The organism is Cupriavidus necator A5-1 (genome assembly GCF_000744095.1).
Lineage (GTDB): Bacteria > Pseudomonadota > Gammaproteobacteria > Burkholderiales > Burkholderiaceae > Cupriavidus > Cupriavidus necator_A.
Genome location: NZ_JQLI01000001.1, coordinates 2,138,909 through 2,155,056 on the forward strand (window position 1 = coordinate 2,138,909; position 16,148 = coordinate 2,155,056).

Annotated in this window: 13 protein-coding genes; 11 read left to right on the forward strand and 2 right to left on the reverse strand. The window is 67.1% G+C overall.

All coding sequences use genetic code 11. The features are described 5' to 3' along the window. Positions 1-396: 396 nt before the first annotated feature. Positions 397-1,257 carry a LysR family transcriptional regulator gene (locus K307_RS09450; RefSeq protein WP_042877729.1) on the forward strand — a complete coding sequence of 287 codons (861 nt, stop codon included), beginning with the start codon at positions 397-399 and terminating at the stop codon, positions 1,255-1,257. A gap of 16 nt (positions 1,258-1,273) precedes the next feature. Here K307_RS09450 and K307_RS09455 read toward each other — a convergent pair whose 3' ends face one another. After that, entirely contained in the window at positions 1,274-1,513 is a 240-nt protein-coding gene (locus K307_RS09455) for a hypothetical protein (protein WP_042877730.1), read from the reverse strand. Positions 1,514-1,745: 232 nt separating this feature from the next. On the opposite strand from K307_RS09455, the gene K307_RS09460 reads away from it, so the two are divergent. The 7 genes from K307_RS09460 (at position 1,746) to K307_RS09490 (ending at position 12,140) form a co-directional block, all read left to right on the forward strand. Further along, positions 1,746-2,903 (forward strand): acyl-CoA dehydrogenase family protein, encoded by a 1,158-nt coding sequence (locus K307_RS09460; RefSeq protein WP_042877732.1) that lies wholly within the window; start codon positions 1,746-1,748, stop codon positions 2,901-2,903. Positions 2,904-3,310: 407 nt separating this feature from the next. Then, positions 3,311-4,696: a TolC family protein gene (locus tag K307_RS09465; RefSeq protein ID WP_419187150.1), complete on the forward strand. Its 1,386-nt coding sequence runs from the start codon at positions 3,311-3,313 to the stop codon at positions 4,694-4,696. 53 nt (positions 4,697-4,749) lie between these two features. Next, the gene (locus K307_RS09470; protein ID WP_042877735.1) at positions 4,750-5,961 is read left to right on the forward strand and encodes an efflux RND transporter periplasmic adaptor subunit; all 1,212 of its coding nucleotides are present in this window, start codon (positions 4,750-4,752) and stop codon (positions 5,959-5,961) included. Between the two features lie 13 nt (positions 5,962-5,974). Continuing rightward, entirely contained in the window at positions 5,975-9,097 is a 3,123-nt protein-coding gene (locus tag K307_RS09475) for an efflux RND transporter permease subunit (RefSeq protein ID WP_042877738.1), read from the forward strand. A 375-nt stretch (positions 9,098-9,472) separates the two neighbouring features. Next, positions 9,473-10,054 carry a hypothetical protein gene (locus K307_RS09480; protein ID WP_042877740.1) on the forward strand — a complete coding sequence of 194 codons (582 nt, stop codon included), beginning with the start codon at positions 9,473-9,475 and terminating at the stop codon, positions 10,052-10,054. Positions 10,055-10,174: 120 nt separating this feature from the next. Then, a complete protein-coding gene (locus K307_RS09485; RefSeq protein WP_042881714.1) occupies positions 10,175-10,378 on the forward strand; it encodes a CsbD family protein in 204 nt (67 codons plus the stop codon). 337 nt (positions 10,379-10,715) lie between these two features. Next, positions 10,716-12,140, forward strand: a complete 1,425-nt coding sequence (locus tag K307_RS09490) for a sensor histidine kinase (RefSeq protein WP_042877742.1) — start codon at positions 10,716-10,718, stop codon at positions 12,138-12,140. 84 nt (positions 12,141-12,224) lie between these two features. Here the strand turns inward: K307_RS09490 and K307_RS09495 are convergent, their stop codons facing one another. Then, positions 12,225-12,722, reverse strand: a complete 498-nt coding sequence (locus K307_RS09495; RefSeq protein WP_042877745.1) for an acyl-CoA thioesterase — start codon at positions 12,720-12,722, stop codon at positions 12,225-12,227. A 318-nt stretch (positions 12,723-13,040) separates the two neighbouring features. Between K307_RS09495 and K307_RS09500 the strand changes: the two genes are divergently transcribed. The 3 genes from K307_RS09500 (at position 13,041) to K307_RS09510 (ending at position 16,145) form a co-directional block, all read left to right on the forward strand. Further along, positions 13,041-13,817, forward strand: a complete 777-nt coding sequence (locus K307_RS09500; RefSeq protein WP_042877748.1) for a GntR family transcriptional regulator — start codon at positions 13,041-13,043, stop codon at positions 13,815-13,817. Positions 13,818-13,878: 61 nt separating this feature from the next. Further along, on the forward strand, positions 13,879-15,423 hold the full coding sequence (locus K307_RS09505) for an acetolactate synthase large subunit (protein WP_042881715.1): 1,545 nt from the start codon (positions 13,879-13,881) through the stop codon (positions 15,421-15,423). A 329-nt stretch (positions 15,424-15,752) separates the two neighbouring features. Next, positions 15,753-16,145, forward strand: coding sequence for a Zn-ribbon domain-containing OB-fold protein (locus K307_RS09510; protein ID WP_042877750.1), 393 nt, complete (start codon positions 15,753-15,755; stop codon positions 16,143-16,145). Positions 16,146-16,148 lie beyond the last annotated feature (3 nt).

Below are 16,148 nucleotides of genomic sequence, written 5' to 3' on the forward strand. Positions count from 1 at the left end.
GGGCCAGGGCGGCATGACAAGTGGCAATACGGATCCCCTGGCGCTCTCTCTGTTCCTGTTCGTCCCGCCCCATCGTCATGAAGTCGGCCAGGAAGGCCGCGAAGATGTCGAACAGTCCTGTCAGGCGCCGGCGCGCTGGCTTGGCGCCATCGTCATCGCTGCGTCTGTTCTTCTGTGGCATGCCGGTGTCGGGGCAGGCCGACCCTGCACGGGTGCCGACGGGCTGGGCGTTGACAGGTCGAGAAAGCGGAGTGCGTGGCATGGTGACTTCCTATTTCCTTCCGGACAGGTCTGCATAGTTGCAGCGACCTTCGGTGCACACTTATGCACGGCGATTGCGGAATATCCGCTGTCCATTGCCTACAATTCGTCACACCGGCCTAGCAAATCCCCACAATGGACATCGAACTCGCCCGCACCTTCCTGCAGGTCGTGCGTAGCGGCAGCCTGCTCGCGGCGGCCGACAAGCTCCACGTCACCCAGACCGCGGTAACCGCCCGCCTCAAGAGCCTGGAGTCGCAGCTCAATTGCCGTCTGTTCGAGCGCAACAAGGCCGGCGCGCGCCTGACGCCCGACGGGCAGCGCTTCCTCGGCTACGCCAGCCAGCTGGTACAGACCTGGGAGGCGGCCTGCCGCGAGTTGCCGCTGCCGGCCGGGCTGGGCGGCCTGTTCCGCTTCGGTGCCGAGATCAGCCTGGGCAACCCGCTGGTGCTGCTGTGGACCACGCGCCTGCGCCAGCAGATGCCGGCGCAGGCGGTGCGGGCGGAGGTGGGGGAAGGCGACGAACTGCAGCGCAAGCTGCAGTCAGGCACGCTCGACGCCGCGCTGGTCTACCAGCCGGAGTACGCGCCGGGCATGCATGTCGAGGCGCTGATGGAAGAGAAGCTGATCCTGATCCGCTCGACGCAGCGCGACGGCGGCTATGTCTATGTCGACTGGGGGCCGGAGTTCCGCCGCCAGCATGACAGCGCGCTGCCGGAGCATGCGCGCGCATCGCTGTACTTCAACCTCGGGCCGCTGGCGCTGCAATACATCCTGCAGTTCGGTGGCAGCGGCTACTTCCGGACGCGCGTGGTGCAAAGCTACCTGGACAGCGGGGTGCTGGCGCGCGTGGAGGGGGCGTCCGAATTCTCCTACCCGGTATTCCTGGTCTGCGCGAAGACCCCGGCGGGCACGGTGCAGGATGCGGTGCGCATCCTGCACGATATCGTGCGCGAGGAATCCGACTGGTCGCAGCGCTGGGATTTCCTGCAATAGGCCGTTGCCGGCAGCCTCAGATCCGCACCGGCACCAATTGCCCCATGGGTCCGGGCACGGCCACCAGCCGCCACTGCCGCACGCGTCGGCCATCGCCGCCACGGCGGGGCGGGCGCGGCTCGAGCCCGGCAAAGCGGCCATGCTTCTGCGCGCGCTCGAATACCGGTTCCGGCACCAGCGTCCCGATCAGCCATGTGACGGTTCCTCCGAGCGCGATCAGTGCCAGCGCCAGTGCAATCCAGAGAATGACTTCCATTGCCCGCTCCCTCGAATCGTGTGTCTGTGGATTCAGTATGCGCACGAAGCATGCCCGGCGGTAAATGAAAGTTATCGCTAATTCATATCAATAAATTTGCACTGAACGGGCTTTTCCGGCAGGCCCGCCCATTTTGGGTGTTGTAGAAAAATCATCCTTTCCGACGAATCTGATGGACGCGGCCCGGCGGACACTCATCCGACCCGAACACCAGACCAAAGGAGACCCTGTCATGCAACGCCTGATCTTCGAAGCCGAACACGACGCCTTCCGCGAATCCGCCCGCCGCTTCTACCAGCGCGAAGTGGGGCGGCACGGCGAGCGCTGGCGCGAGCAGGGCTGCGTGGACCGCGAGGTGTTCCGCAAGGCGGGCGAGCAGGGCTACCTGCTGATGTGGGCCGACGAGAAATACGGCGGCGCCGGGGTCGAGGACTTCCGCTACGAGCAGATCCTGATCGAGGAGAACGCGCGCCATGGCGATTCGGGCTTCTTCGGCACGCTGCACTCGCGGCTGGTGGCGCCCTATGTCGGGCGCATCGGCAACGAGGAGCAGCGCCTGCGCCTGCTGCCGGCGGCCGCGCGCGGCGAGGCGATCTTTGCCATCGCCATGACCGAGCCACAGACCGGCTCGGACCTGGCCGGCATCCGCACCCGCGCCGACGAGCACGGCGACCACTGGGTGCTCAACGGCGCCAAGACCTATATCTCAAACGGCCAGCTGGCCGACTACGTGGTGGTGGTCGCCCGCACCGACCCGGAGCGCAGCCACGGCCTGGGCCTCTTTATCGTCGAACGCGGCATGCCCGGCTTCGAGCGCGGGCGCAAGCTGCGCAAGATGGGCCTGCATTCACAGGACACCTCGGAGCTGTTCTTCGACAACGTCAAGGTGCCCAAGGCCAACGTGCTGGGCGAGCCGGGCCAGGGTTTCCGCTACCTGACGCGCCACCTGGCCGAGGAGCGGCTGATCGGCGCCTGCGGCTACATGGCCTCGGCGCAGGTGGCCTTCGATATCACGCTGGACTACGTGAAGGAACGCAAGGCCTTCGGCCGTGCCATCGGCACGTTCCAGAACTCGCGCTTCAAGCTGGCGGAGCTGCGCGCGCAGCTCGATGCGTTGCAGACCTTTGTCGACCAGTGCGTGCTCCAGCACAACGCCGGCACGCTGACGGTGGAGACCGCGGCCTCGGCCAAGCTGCTGACTTCTGAACTGCAGGGGCGGGTGGTGGACGAGGGCGTGCAGCTGCACGGCGGCGCGGGCTATATGGAGGAATACCGGATCTGCCGCATGTACACCGATGCCCGGATCTCGCGCATCTATGCCGGCAGCAGCGAGATCATGAAGGAAATCATCGGCCGCAGCCTCGGGCTGGACGACCGCGCCAAGGCGTAATCCGGCGCCGCAGACGGGCGCGCCAGGCATTTTCCTAGGGCCACGTAGGGAATCGCCTGGCTGCAGGTAGTCCTGTTCCGGATTTGCGCGGTTACATGGGGTTTTCACGTATTTGAAGGCTTTTGTCAGCCATATGAAAGCCGTTTGTAATGCGATTCGGTTTGAATGCGGGCGGGAGATCGTGTCCGGGTGGCGTTTCATGCATCGGGACGGCAGGCGAGGGTTGCACCAGGACAGCCCCGCCTTGCGACGCACCGGCGGGCGGGGACCAATGAAAATTCATCGGTCTGGTGCACCGTTAGGCGGGCACGTTCGTTTACCGCAGACCGTTGTCGAACCGAGCCTGACTGATCGTGCCATTTGTCTTTACCCGTGCCGCCCTGGGGGCCCTGCTTGTGACCGGGGTCCTGGCCAGCCCCGCGGCCGGCGCCGCGGAGGCGCCTCCTTCCACCGATACCGGTGCTTCCGCGGCTTCCGCTCCTCCTGCTGCTCCCACCGCTCCTGTCGTTTACGTTGATTCCGCCGATGCCGCCGGGCCCTGCGTGCCCCCGCCGGCCGGCGCCGCGCTGACGCTGGCGCAGGCGCGCCTGGATGCGCTGCGCTGCAACCGCGACATCATCGCCGCGCGCCGGGGCGTGGAAGCCAGCCAGGCGGATGTGCAGATCGCCTCGCAGCGGCCCAACCCGGTGCTGAGCCTGGGCGTGGAGAACATCAACCCGCATGCCGGCGTCGGCTCGGGCAACCTGCGCAGCAAGACGGTCGATTCCAAGCTGCGCGTCGACCAGGTGATCGAGACCGCCAACAAGGGCGGCCTGCGCGTGGATGCCGCACGCAAGGCCAGCGCCGCGGCGGGCGAGGTGGTGCAGGCCGTGGTCGCGCAACAGACCGGTGCGGTGGAGCAGGCCTTCTTTGAGGGCCTGGTCAGCCAGGAGCGCGTGGCCGTGCTCAGGGAAACGCTGGGGCTCTACGAGCGCACGCGCCAGGCCAGCGAGGCGCGGCTCAAGGCGGGCGACGTGGCGCGTGCCGACGTGACCAAGCTGCAGCTAGAGGGGCTGCGTGCGCAGAACGACATGCGCCAGGCCATGACCGACCATTACCGGGACAAGGCGCAACTGGCCCAGGCGATGGGCGTGCCCGGCACGCTGGCGGATAACCGCCTGGTGCCCGACTGGCCGCCGGTGGACACCCCGGTGCCCCAGGCCGACCCCGACACGCTGCAGCGCCGCCCCGATGTGACCGCCGCCGAGGCGCGCCTGGCCGCCGCCGCCTCCGCGCGCGACCTGGCTCGCGCCGGACGCGTGCCCGACGTGACCGTGGGCGCACAGGCCGAGCACTTTCCCGTCTCCGCTACCAATACCTACGGCACCGGCAACAGTTACGGCGTATTCGTGTCGATCCCGCTGCCGGTGCGCCACAGCAACGGCGGCGAGGCCCGCCGTGCCGAGGTGGACTACTACGCCGCGCTCGACGATCGCAACCGCGTGCTGCTCGAGGCCGGCAACGAAATCGACCGGCTGCGCAGCCAGCTCGAGATCGCGCGCCAGTCGCTGCGGCAGATGCGCGAGGATGTGCTGCCCGCCGCCGAGAGCGTGGCCTCCAGCGCCGAGTTTGCCTACAGCAAGGGCGCCACCGGCGTGCTCGACCTGCTCGACGCACGCCGCGCGCTGCGCCAGACCCGGCTGGATGCCGTCGAGGCGCAGGGCGAATACGCCAAGGCGCTGTCGGCCTACCGCGCCGCGCTGCAGACCTCTACCACCGCCGGCGCCGCGACGACCTCGCAGGCACGTCCCTGAACCGCTCCAGAAACCGCAGTCGCCGCGCTTCCTTCATGTCTCTCCTGTCTAGCATGTCCTGCAACCCCCGCTTCTCCGGCTTCCTTGCCGGCTTGTCCGCCCGCCGTTCCGCCCTCTGTGCCGTGGCGCTCTGCGCGCTGGCGTTGGCCGCCTGCGGCAAGTCCGACGCCCCCAAGCCCGATGACGAGCCCAAGGTCACCGGCAACACCATCCAGTTCCCCGCCACCGTGAAGACGCTGCCAGGCATCGCCGGCGAAGTCGCCAAGACCGGCGGCGAGCGCATGCTCAGCCTGCCGGGCCGCCTGGTCTGGAACGAGGACAAGACCGTGCGCGTGTTCACGCCCTTTGCCGGGCGTGTGACCGAGATCCTGGTGCAGCCCGGCGCCACGGTGAAAGCCGGCCAGCCGCTGGCCAGCCTGACCTCGCCGGACTTTGGCGTGGCCCAGGCCGATGCGCGCAAGGCCGCCGCCGACAGTGCGGTAGCCGCCAAGGCGCTGGCGCGCCAGCGCGAGCTGTACGGCGCCGGCATCGTCGCGCAGAAGGAACTGGAGCAGGCTCAGGCCGATGCCGCGCGCGCTGCGGCCGATCTGCAGCGCACCCAGGCGGCGCTGCGCCAGTACGGCGCGGCAGAGGGCGGCAGCGATGGGGTCAACCAGCGCTTTGCGCTGCGCAGCCCGATCGACGGCCTGGTGGTGGAGCGCAATATCAATCCCGGCATGCAACTGCGCCCTGACCAGCAGCCGACCGCGCCGCTGTTCCTGGTGACCGATCCCACCACGCTGTGGGCGCAGGTCGATGCCGGCGAGGCTGACCTGAGCCTGTTCAAGCCGGGCGTCAGCGTGCAGCTGAGCACCACCGCCTATCCCGGCGAAACCTTTGCCGGCACCGTGGTCAAGATCGCCGACTATGTCGACCCGACCGCGCGCAGCATCAAGGTGCGCCTGGCGGTGCCCAACCCCGACCGCCGGCTGAAGGCCGAGATGTTCGTCACCGCGAAGCTGCCGGCGGCGTCGTTCAAGGGCATCTCGGTGCCGTCCAAGGCCGTGTTCCTGGCCGACAACCGCAACTACGTATTCGTGCGCACCGCCGCCAACAGCTTCGAGCGCCGCCCGGTGCGCGTGGGCGTGACCATGCCCGGCACCAGCGAGATCCTGGAAGGCGTGAAGGACGGCGAGACCGTGGTGACCGAAGGCAATCTCTACCTGCAGGACATCCTGCGCGACGCCACCGCCGTCAATGCGGCGCGCGCGGCCGAGAAGAAGTGAGGACGGCCGCCACATGATCTCGCGCATCGTCAGCTTTGCCCTGCACCAGAAGCTCTTTGTCTGGCTGGGGTTGCTCATCTTCGTCGGCGGCGGCCTGGCCGCCTTCAAGAACCTGCCCATCGAGGCCTTCCCCGACGTTTCCGACATCCAGGTCAACGTCATCACGCTCTACCCGGGCCGCGCCGCCGAAGAGGTGGAGCGCCAGGTAACCATCCCGATCGAGACCGCGCTGGCCGGCACGCCCAACGCGGTGCGCGTGTTCTCGCACACCCAGTTTGGCCTGTCCTTCATGATGGTGACCTTCAACGACAAGGCCACCGACGTGACTGCGCGCCAGCAGATCCTGGAGCGCCTGCGCAGCGTGGACCTGCCCGACGGCGTGCATCCCGACCTGGCGCCGCTGTCCACCGCGATCGGCGAGATCTACCGCTTCCGCCTGACCGGCAAGGGCTATACGGCGCAGGAACTGCGCACGCTGCAGGACTGGGTGGTCGAGAAGAACCTGCGCCAGGTGCCGGGCATTGCCGACCTGGTCACCATCGGCGGTACCATCAAGCAGTACGAGGTCAATCCCAACCTGGCACGCATGCGCGACGCCAAGATCTCGCTGTCGCAGCTGTTTACCGCACTGCAGCGCGCCAACGCCAATGCCGGCGGCGGCTCGGTCGCGCATGGGCGCCAGCAGTTCCTGCTGCGCTCGCTGGGCAGCTTCCGCACCTCGGCCGATATCGCCAACGTAGTGGTGGCCGAGAACAACGGCACGCCGATCCTGGTCAAGGACATCGCCGAGGTCAGGATCGGCAGCGCGCCGCCGCAGGGCCTGATGGGGCAGGACAATGAGGACGACATCGTCTCGGGCATCGTGGTGATGCGCAAGGGCGAGAATCCGTCGCTGGTGCTGGAGGCGCTGAAGAAGAAGATCGAGCTGCTGGACGACCAGATCCTGCCCAAGGGCGTGAAGATCGTGCCGTACTACGACCGCTCCACGCTGATCGACAAGACCCTGCACACGGTGTTCGGCAACCTGGTCGAGGGTGCGCTGCTGGTGATGGCGGTGCTGTACCTGTTCCTGGCCAATGTGCGCGCCGCGGCGATCGTGGCGCTGGTGATCCCGCTGGCGCTGATGTCGACCTTCATCGGCCTGACCTGGGTCGGCATCCCGGCCAACCTGCTGTCTCTTGGCGCGATGGACTTCGGTATCATCGTCGACGGCGCCGTGATTGTGGTCGAGAACATCTTCAAGCGGCTGGGCGAGCTCAAGGAACAGCAGATCCAGGACAGCAAGGCGCGACTGCACGCGATCCTGCTGGCCACCACCGAGGTGGGCCGGCCGACCGTGTTCTCGATGGTGATCATCATCGCCGCGCACATCCCGATCTTCACGCTGCAGCGGCACGAAGGCAAGATCTTCGCGCCGATGGCCTATACCGTGACGGGCGCGCTGATCGGCTCGCTGATCATCTCGCTGACGGTGGTGCCGCTGCTGTGCCACCTGCTACTGAAGAAGAACATCGCGCACGACGACAACTTCGTGGTGCGCTACTGCAAGCGGCTGTACGAGCCGATGCTGGCGTGGGCGCTCGACCACAAGAAGCTGGTGATCGGCGTGGCGGTGGGTTTGCTGGTGGCGACCGTAGGCGTAGGCAAGTTCCTCGGCAGCGAGTTCCTGCCTGAGCTGGACGAAGGCTCGATGTGGGTCAGCTTCGACCTGCCGGCGTCCGTCTCGGTCGACGAGGCGCGCGAGCAGGCGCGGCTGTTGCGCAGCGTGATCCGCAAGACGCCGGAGGTCAACACCACCATCTCCAAGGTGGGCCGTCCCGACGACGGCACCGATCCCAAGCTGATCAACACCGTCGAGATCCTGGTCGACCTGAAAGGGGAAAAGCAGTGGCGCGACGGCTATGACAAGCGGCGAATCATCGGCGAGATCGACCACAACCTGCGCCAGCTCCCCGGCATCGAGCCCAATTTCTCGCAGCCGGTGCGCGACAACATCCTGGAGAGCATTTCGCAGATCAAGGGCCAGATCGTGATCAAGGTCCAGAGCGACAGCCTCGAGCACAACAAGAAGGTGGCTGACCAGATCCTGGCCAACGTGCAGTCGGTCAAGGGCGTGATGCGCGCCTTTATCGACCGCGACGGCGAGCTGCCGCAGTATGTGTTGGACTTCGACCGCGCCCAGGCCGCGCGCTACGGCATCAACGTGGCCGACGTGCAGGACCTGATGGAAACCGCGCTGGCGGGCAAGGCCGCCACCGAGCTGTGGGAAGGCGAGAAGCACTTCAGCGTGGCGGTGCGCCTGAGGCCGTCCGAGCGCGCGCTGCCGAACCTGCCCAACATCTTCATGCAGACGGCTGACGGGGCGCAGGTGCCGCTGTCGCAGCTGGTGAGCTTCCGCGCCGCTTCCGGCGCGATGAACATCAGCCGCGAGAACGGGCAGCGCACCACTTCGATCGGCATCTTCATCCGCGACCGCGACATGGGCAGCGTGGTCAAGGACATGCAGGCGCTGGTTGCCAAGAACGTCAAGGCCGAAGACGTGAAGATCAGCTGGTCGGGCGAGTTCGAGAACCAGGAGCGTGCCATGGCGCGGCTGGCGATCGTGGTGCCGTTGTCGGTGCTGGTGATCTTCTTGCTGCTATTCAACGCGTTCAAGTCGTTCAAGAGCGCCACGCTGATCATCTCGAACATCCCGTTCGCGCTGATCGGCGGCGTGTTCGCGCTGTTCCTGACCGGCATCCCGCTGTCGGTGTCGGCGGCGATCGGCTTTATCGCGCTGTTCGGCCAGGCGGTGCTCAACGGCGTGGTGATGGTGACTTACTTCAACCAGTTGCGCGACGAAGGCATGCCGGTGCGCCAGGCCGTGCTGACCGGTTCGATGGACCGCTTGCGCACCGTGCTGATGACCGCGCTGCTGGCCATGCTGGGCCTGTTCCCGATGGCGATCTCGCGCGCTATCGGCTCGGAGACGCAGCGCCCGCTGGCGATCGTCATCATCGGCGGCCTGATTACCGCCACGGTGCTGACGCTGATCGTGCTGCCGACGCTTTATGAATGGATGGTGGGGCGCAACTGGCCGGACGAGGAGGGCGAGGCGGCTGACGAAAACGTGTTGACGCCGTGTATTTCAGGCTGACGAGTTTGGGTGCTCCAAAGCCGCCCGAGCTAGCCTAAGGCCCGCCCTCACCCCCCTCTCCCGCAAGCGGGAGGGGGGGCCTCCTTCAAGCGGTGCCGGCCTTGGCGAGCGCGCAGGCAGGTACCAGCGCCCAGATACCTGTCTCACGTCACAGACATGACGTGCCGACCGCGCCCTCCCTTTTCGCAACCCGGTGCATCCCCTCCCGTGTGCCTCCCCCGAATCGCTATGTCGGAATAGTCTGACGCGCCTTTCGGAGCCCATCGCCTGCTTCCCATCCCCCCCGACTCCTACTCTGTACATACGGCGTGGCCAGCAGCGTAGCCGCCGGCCCCTCATGCGTACCTTACGCATTCACCCGGAAAGGAGTTCGACATGATGAAGAAATGGCTGACTGCAGCAGTGTGTTCGATGATGATTGCCGCCCCGGCGGGCTTTGCCCTGGCGCAAACGACGACTGCTGGATCCAAAGCGGATTATGACGCCGCGGTGAAGCAGGCGGACGCGGACTACAAGGCTGCCTCCGCCAAGTGTAACGCGATGAAGGACAACGCCAAGGACGTGTGCAAGGCCGAAGCCAAGCGCGACCGCGACGTGGCCAAGGCCCAGGCGGAAGCCCGCCGCGATGGCACGCAAAAGTCGATGGCAAAGGCGGAGAAGACCAAGGCCGACCGCGACTATGACGTTGCCAAGGAAATGTGCGACGACAAGAAGGGCAACGACAAGGACGTTTGCAAGAAGGACGCCAAGGCCGCCCATGAAAAAGCCCTGATGGCAGCCAAGGTCGACAAGGCTGCCGCGACCGGTTCGCGCGCGGATGTGGCCGAAGCCCGCGCCGACGCGAAGAAGGACGCCACCGACGCCGCCTACAAGGCCGACAAGGAACGTTGCGACGCGATGTCGGGCGATGCCAAGGACAAGTGCCAGGCTGACGTCAAGGCCAAGTACGCCAAGTAAGCAGGCAGGCAAGCATGCGCTTGCCATCCCGCCAGCCGCTGGCGGACCGTTGACCGACTCACTCGCGCACGGGCCGCCGCTGGCGGCGGCCCGCACCGCCACCGCATGAAGGAGCAGATCATGAACTGGGACCAGATCGAAGGCAAGTGGGAGCAGGCCAAGGGCAAGGTCAAGGAAAAGTGGGGCAAGCTCACCGACGACGATATCGCGCAGATCAACGGCAAGCGCGATCAGCTCGCCGGACGCATCCAGGAGCGCTATGGCTACACCAAGGAGCGCGCCGAGGAAGAGATGAAGGCCTGGGAGAACGACGTCCGCTGGTAAGCGGCGCGTGACAGCAGCAAGACGGCGGGGCGCCAGCGGGCGCCCCGCCGTTTTTTCTGCGTGCACGATACCCCCGGAACGAGGGGCGTTGTGGTGGATTAAGCGTGCGTTAGCTCAGAATGCAACCGAATGATGCACACGCTGCACGCGGAAGGCATACCATGTCACATCGCGGTCGAAAGCACGGTTGCGCGCACCTGCGCACCACTCGCGCTTTGCGCCGCGCACCTGTCAGGCGTCCCGCCGGCAACAGGCTGCATTGCGCGATCGCGATGCGGCGGACGGGGGCACGCCAGCCATCCGCCCGGCTTGCCTGGCCTGCCTTGTTGCTCTGCGTATGTACGCTGCCTTGCCCGCCTTCGTCTCGTCCACCTTCCTCGGTTACGGCCTCTATGTGCTGGTGACCAAGGGGGTGACGCGCATCTCGGCGTCCTTCTTCTTGCTGTGCGTGACCACCTTCGCCTGGCAGGGGACGTGGGTGTTCCTGTTCCAGGCCGCGCATCCCGACGTCGCGCTGTTGCTGGCCCGGCTCGGCTACCTGTTCATCCTGTTCCTGCCGACCACCTTCTACCACTTTATCGCCGAGGTCACCGAGCGCCGCCAGGAGCGGCCGCTGCTGCTGGCCTCCTATGGCATGAGCCTGGTGCTGGCGATGCTGCTGCTGAGCACCGGGCAGGTGGTGTCGGGCTACTACACCTATTTCTTTGGCGAGTATCCCAAGGCCGGGCCGCTGCATCCGCTGCACCTGCTGCAGACCGTGCTGGTGGCGCTGCGCAGCGCCTGGATCCTTGCGCAAGCGCGGCGCAATGCCGCGGCCGAACGCCGCAAGCGCTACAACCTGTGCCTGGTGGCGGTGGCGCTGTACTCGCTGGCGGCGGTCGACTACGCCGCCAACTACGGCGTCGCGTTCTATCCGCCGGGCGTGGTGTTCGTCGCGGCGAGCCTGGGCATGCTGGCGGTCAGCGTGGTGCGCTACGACCTGATGCACCCGTACTCGCTGGCGGCCACCGTCGCGCATGAAGTGCGCACGCCGCTGGCCACGATCCGCATGCAGGCGCAGGAACTGGCGCGCGCCTGGCCGCAGGTGCTGCAGGGCTACCGGCTGGCGGTCGAGCACGGGCTGTGCGAAGACCGCCTGCGGCCCGGGCAGCTGGAGCGCGTGTCGAGCCTGGTCGGCGCGATCACGCGCGAGGTCGACGGCACCAGCACCGTGATCGACATGGCGCTGGCCTCGGTCACGCTGGAGCGGCTCGATCGCAGCACCTTTGCGCCGCACGGCATTGCCGATTGCGTGCATGCCGCGCTGGAGCGTTTTCCGTTCCAGGGCGAGGAGCGCGGCTGCGTGCAGGTGCGCGGCATCGACCATGACTGGCGCTTTGTCGGCTCCGACACGCTGCTGGTCTACGTGCTCTTCAACCTGCTGAAGAACGCGCTGCACGCGATCCGCGCGCGCGGCGCCGGTGGCGGCCGCATCGACATCACCGGCGCCACCGAAGGCCAGTACCACGTGATCCGCTTCCGCGACACCGGCCCCGGCATCCCCGCCGACGTGATGCCACGCATCTTCGATCCCTTCTTCTCCACCAAGGCCCATGGCAGTGGTGCGGGTCTCGGGCTGGCGTTCTGCCGGCGCGTGATCGAGACCTTCGGCGGACGCATCGACTGCGAGTCGGTGCCCGGCGAACACACCACCTTCACGCTACGGCTGCCGCGCTTCACTTCGATGGCAGACAGCCGCCTGCGCACCAGCACCGCCGGCTGAACCGCGGCCGACGGCGCTGAATTCAAATGTCAGACCCGCCCGGTTTCAGCCGGACGCGGACTGGTTTGCCAACGCGTACGTCAATCAGCTCGCAAATTCCGGCAGCGCCAGTTCATATTCCCTGACCCGCTCGATGATGCCCGCGGGAAAGCGCGAAATGCGCTTCTGCCGGTCGGCAAAGACGATTTGCTGGTAACCCAGCGAGACCGGCTTGCCGCCCACGCAGAAGCGGAACAGCAAATAGGCGGAGCACTGCCTGACCTGGAAGGTATTCAGGTAGCAGTCCACGCGCTGGAACGGGAAGGTCTCCTCGACATACTCCTGGTGCGCGCGCTTGGTCACGAAGACGCCGCCCGCGGCCAGCAGGTTGTCGTGGATGCACTCATGGAACCAGCGCTCGCGGCAGACGCCCTGCCATTCGAAATAGCGCGCGAAGTAAGTGTTCATGAAGGCATTGGAATCCTTGAGGTAGATGTCGATCGCATGGTGGAAGGTCTTGTGCGTGCCTGACTCGAGCGCGCCGGCTTCGGGCAGGGCTGTAACGCGGTTGAGAACATGGGGGATCACGTCTCGCATCAACATGGGTTGACTCCTTGAGATGGCTGCAAGCGGCAGCCACGCCTGCCCCGGGGAGGTCGGGGCATAGTGGCATTCTGTCCGCTTGGCCATGGACGAGGAGGGCGCTGAAGTGGGGTTCCGGGCTACGCAAATGCGTGGTCTCTGAAGGGCAAAAAAACGCCGGATTTGCCGCTTATCGGAGGGCCCGCAACATGCGGGAATGACCCGGCGCACCATCGCGTTAACCCTAGTAGTCTAGATTTGTAGACTTTTATAAAGTCGTGTCGCTCCCGGGTCGCGGGGGCGCTCCCGCATTACCCCATCCCTCCGCCACCTCGCCGAATGGCAGACACCGCTTCCGCCGAACTCCTGTCGCGCAGCCGCCAGCCGGTCTATCTGCAGCTGGCCACCATCTTCCGCCGCCAGATCGAGAGCGGCGCCTGGCGCCAGGGCGAACGCATTCCCTCGCTGGACGAGCTGTGCCGCCAGTACGGCGTGGCGCGCATGACCATGCACCATGCCTTGTCGATGCTCGACGAAGAAGGGCTGGTCGAGCGCTCACGCGGACGCGGCACCTTCGTCAAGGCATCGTGCCGCGCGCGCCGCCAGGTGTCGCTGTCCACCAGCTGGGACGAGGCGGTGGCCGTGGGCGGGCAACTGGATACCGAGGCGATGGTGGAGTCGGCCGGCAACGTGCCGCTACCCGACGACCTCGGCATGCCGTGCAACGCCACGCGCGCGGCCGACTACCACTTCCTGCGCCGGCTGCACCGGCTCGACGGGCGGCCCTTCGCGGTGGGCGAGGTCTATATCGAGGCCGGCGTCTTTGCGCGCGAGCCCGAGGCCTTCCGGCACGGCGCCTCGGTGCCGGTGCTGGACCGCTTCCCGGGCCTGTCGGTCAGCACCGCGCGGCAACGCCTGTCGATCGTCGCGGCCGGCGCGGAGTCGGCCGGGGCGCTGGCGCTTGCCGTGGGCGCGCCGGTGGCCGAGCTGCGCCGCTTTGCCTGCGTGCCGCGTGGCGCAGGCGAGCTGATCGTCTATTACGCCCGCATCGAATTCCCGACCGAATTCGTCTGCCTGGATTTCGACTTGCTTGCGCCGCGAAAGCGCCGCGGCTGAGTCCCGCATCACCGATGCCAACCCGCCATACAAGAACCGAGACATGGACAATTCGCAACCGATGAACGGCGCCGAGAGCCTGGTCAAGACCCTGCTCGCGAACGGCGTGGACACCTGCTTTGCCAATCCCGGCACCAGCGAAATGCACTTCGTCGCGGCGCTGGACCGCATCCCGGGCATGCGCTGCGTGCTGGGCCTGTTCGAAGGCGTGGTCACCGGCGCGGCCGACGGCTATGCGCGCATGGCCGACAAGCCCGCCGCCACGCTGCTGCATTGCGGCCCGGGGCTGGCCAATGGTCTCGCCAACCTCCACAACGCGCGCCGCGCGCAGACGCCGGTGGTCAATATCATCGGCGACCAGGCCACCTACCATCGCCCGCTGGATGCGCCGCTGACCGCCGACACCGAGGGCTGGGCCCGTCCGGTCTCGGTGTGGACGCGCACCGCCACGCGCGCGGCCTCGGTCGGCGCCGACGCCGTGGCCGCCGTGCAGGCCGCCTGCGCCGCGCCGGGTGGCGTCGCCAGCCTGATCTTGCCGTCCGACGTGTGCTGGGATGCCGGCGGCGTGGTAGCGGGTCCGCTGCCGCCGCTGGCCGTGCCCAAGGTTGCGCCCGACGCCGTGCAGCAGGCCGCGCGCGTGCTGCGCTCGGGCCAGCCCACGCTGGTCGTGCTGGCGGGCAGCGCGCTGCGCGAAGCGCCGCTGGCCGATGCGCACCGCATCGCCGCCGCCACCGGCGCGCGGCTGATCACGCCGATGTCCAATGCGCGCGTCTCGCGCGGACGCGGGCGCCTGGCGGTGGACCGCGTGCCGTATTCGGGCGACGTGGCGCGCGACAAGCTCGCCGGCATCCGCAACGTGATCCTGGTGGGCGCGCCGGCGCCGGTGACTTTCTTCGCCTATCCGGGCAAGTCGCCGCGGCCGTATCCGGAAGATGCGGTGGTGCATGTGCTGGCGCGGCCCGAGGAAGACCTGGCCGAGGCGCTGGCGCGGCTGGCCGATGAGGTCGGCGCGCGTCATGTGGCGCTGCCCGCTACCGATACATCCGCGCGCGCCGAGCCGGCGCGCGGTGCGGTTACGTCCGAGAACGTGGCGCGCACGCTGAGCGCGCTGCTGCCGGAACAGGCCATCGTGGTGGAGGAGAGCGTCAGCTTCGGTCGTGCGTTCTATCCCGGCACGGTCCACGCCGCGCCGCACGACTGGCTGCAGCTGACTGGCGGCGCCATCGGCGATGGCCTGCCGCTGGCGGTGGGCGCGGCAGTGGCGGCGCCGGACCGGCGCGTGGTGTCGCTGCAGGCGGACGGCTCGGCGATGTACACGCTGCAGTCGCTGTGGACCATGGCGCGCGAAAAGCTCGATGTGACTGTGGTGCTGCTGGCGAATCGCCAGTACGCGATCCTGCTGGGGGAGCTGGCGGGCGTGGGGGCGAATCCGGGGAAGACGGCGATGGATATGCTGGACATCGGCAATCCGGACCTCGACTGGGTCAAGCTGGCCAATGGCATGGGGGTGGACGGGGCGCGGGCGACGGATATGGAGAGCTTTGCGGATCTGTTCCGGATGGCCAACGGGCGCAAGGGGCCGTTCTTGATTGAGTTGGTGATTTGAATCTTGCAGGGCCGGAGTGGGGCGAGGACGTCCGCTCCACCACAAACCGGTCCCTCTCCCGCTCGCGGGAGAGGGATAGGGAGAGGGCAGGGCTGTGCGGGCCAGTACGCGTCCTCGCTATGCAAGCGCTTGCCCTCTCCCCCGGCCCCTCTCCCGCAAGCGGGAGAGGGGAGCAAACAGCGGGCGCATGAAGGCTTTGCGACGAGCTTTTTGCATTCAGTAATCCACCCTTCCGCAGAAGCGAATTGCTGCAACGCAAAGACTGCGGCACTCTCGTAGCCGTGCCATGGAATGCCCATGGCGGCACCATCAAAAGTGAAGGAGACTCCATGCCCCACCAGGAAGCGGAGGCGGGTCCGGACAAGGTCTATGCGGAAATGCTCGCCGCAGGCCAGTTCCGCATCCAGCATTGCCAGGACTGCCAGCGCCACGTGTTTTTCCCGCGCAATATCTGCCCGCACTGCGGCGGCGACACCCTTGCCTGGGTCGAGCCCAAGGGCACCGGCACGGTCTACTCCACCAGCGTGATCCGCCGCAAGCCGGATGCCGGTGGCGACTACAACGTCGTGCTGGTCGACCTGGACGAAGGCGTGCGCATGATGAGCCGGGTGGAAGGCATCGCGCCGGCCAGCGTGCGCATCGGCATGCGCGTGAAGGCGCGCGTGGCGCAGGGCAAGGAAGGCGAGGCCGCTCTCGTCGTGTTCGATCCGGTGGAGGGCTGAGCC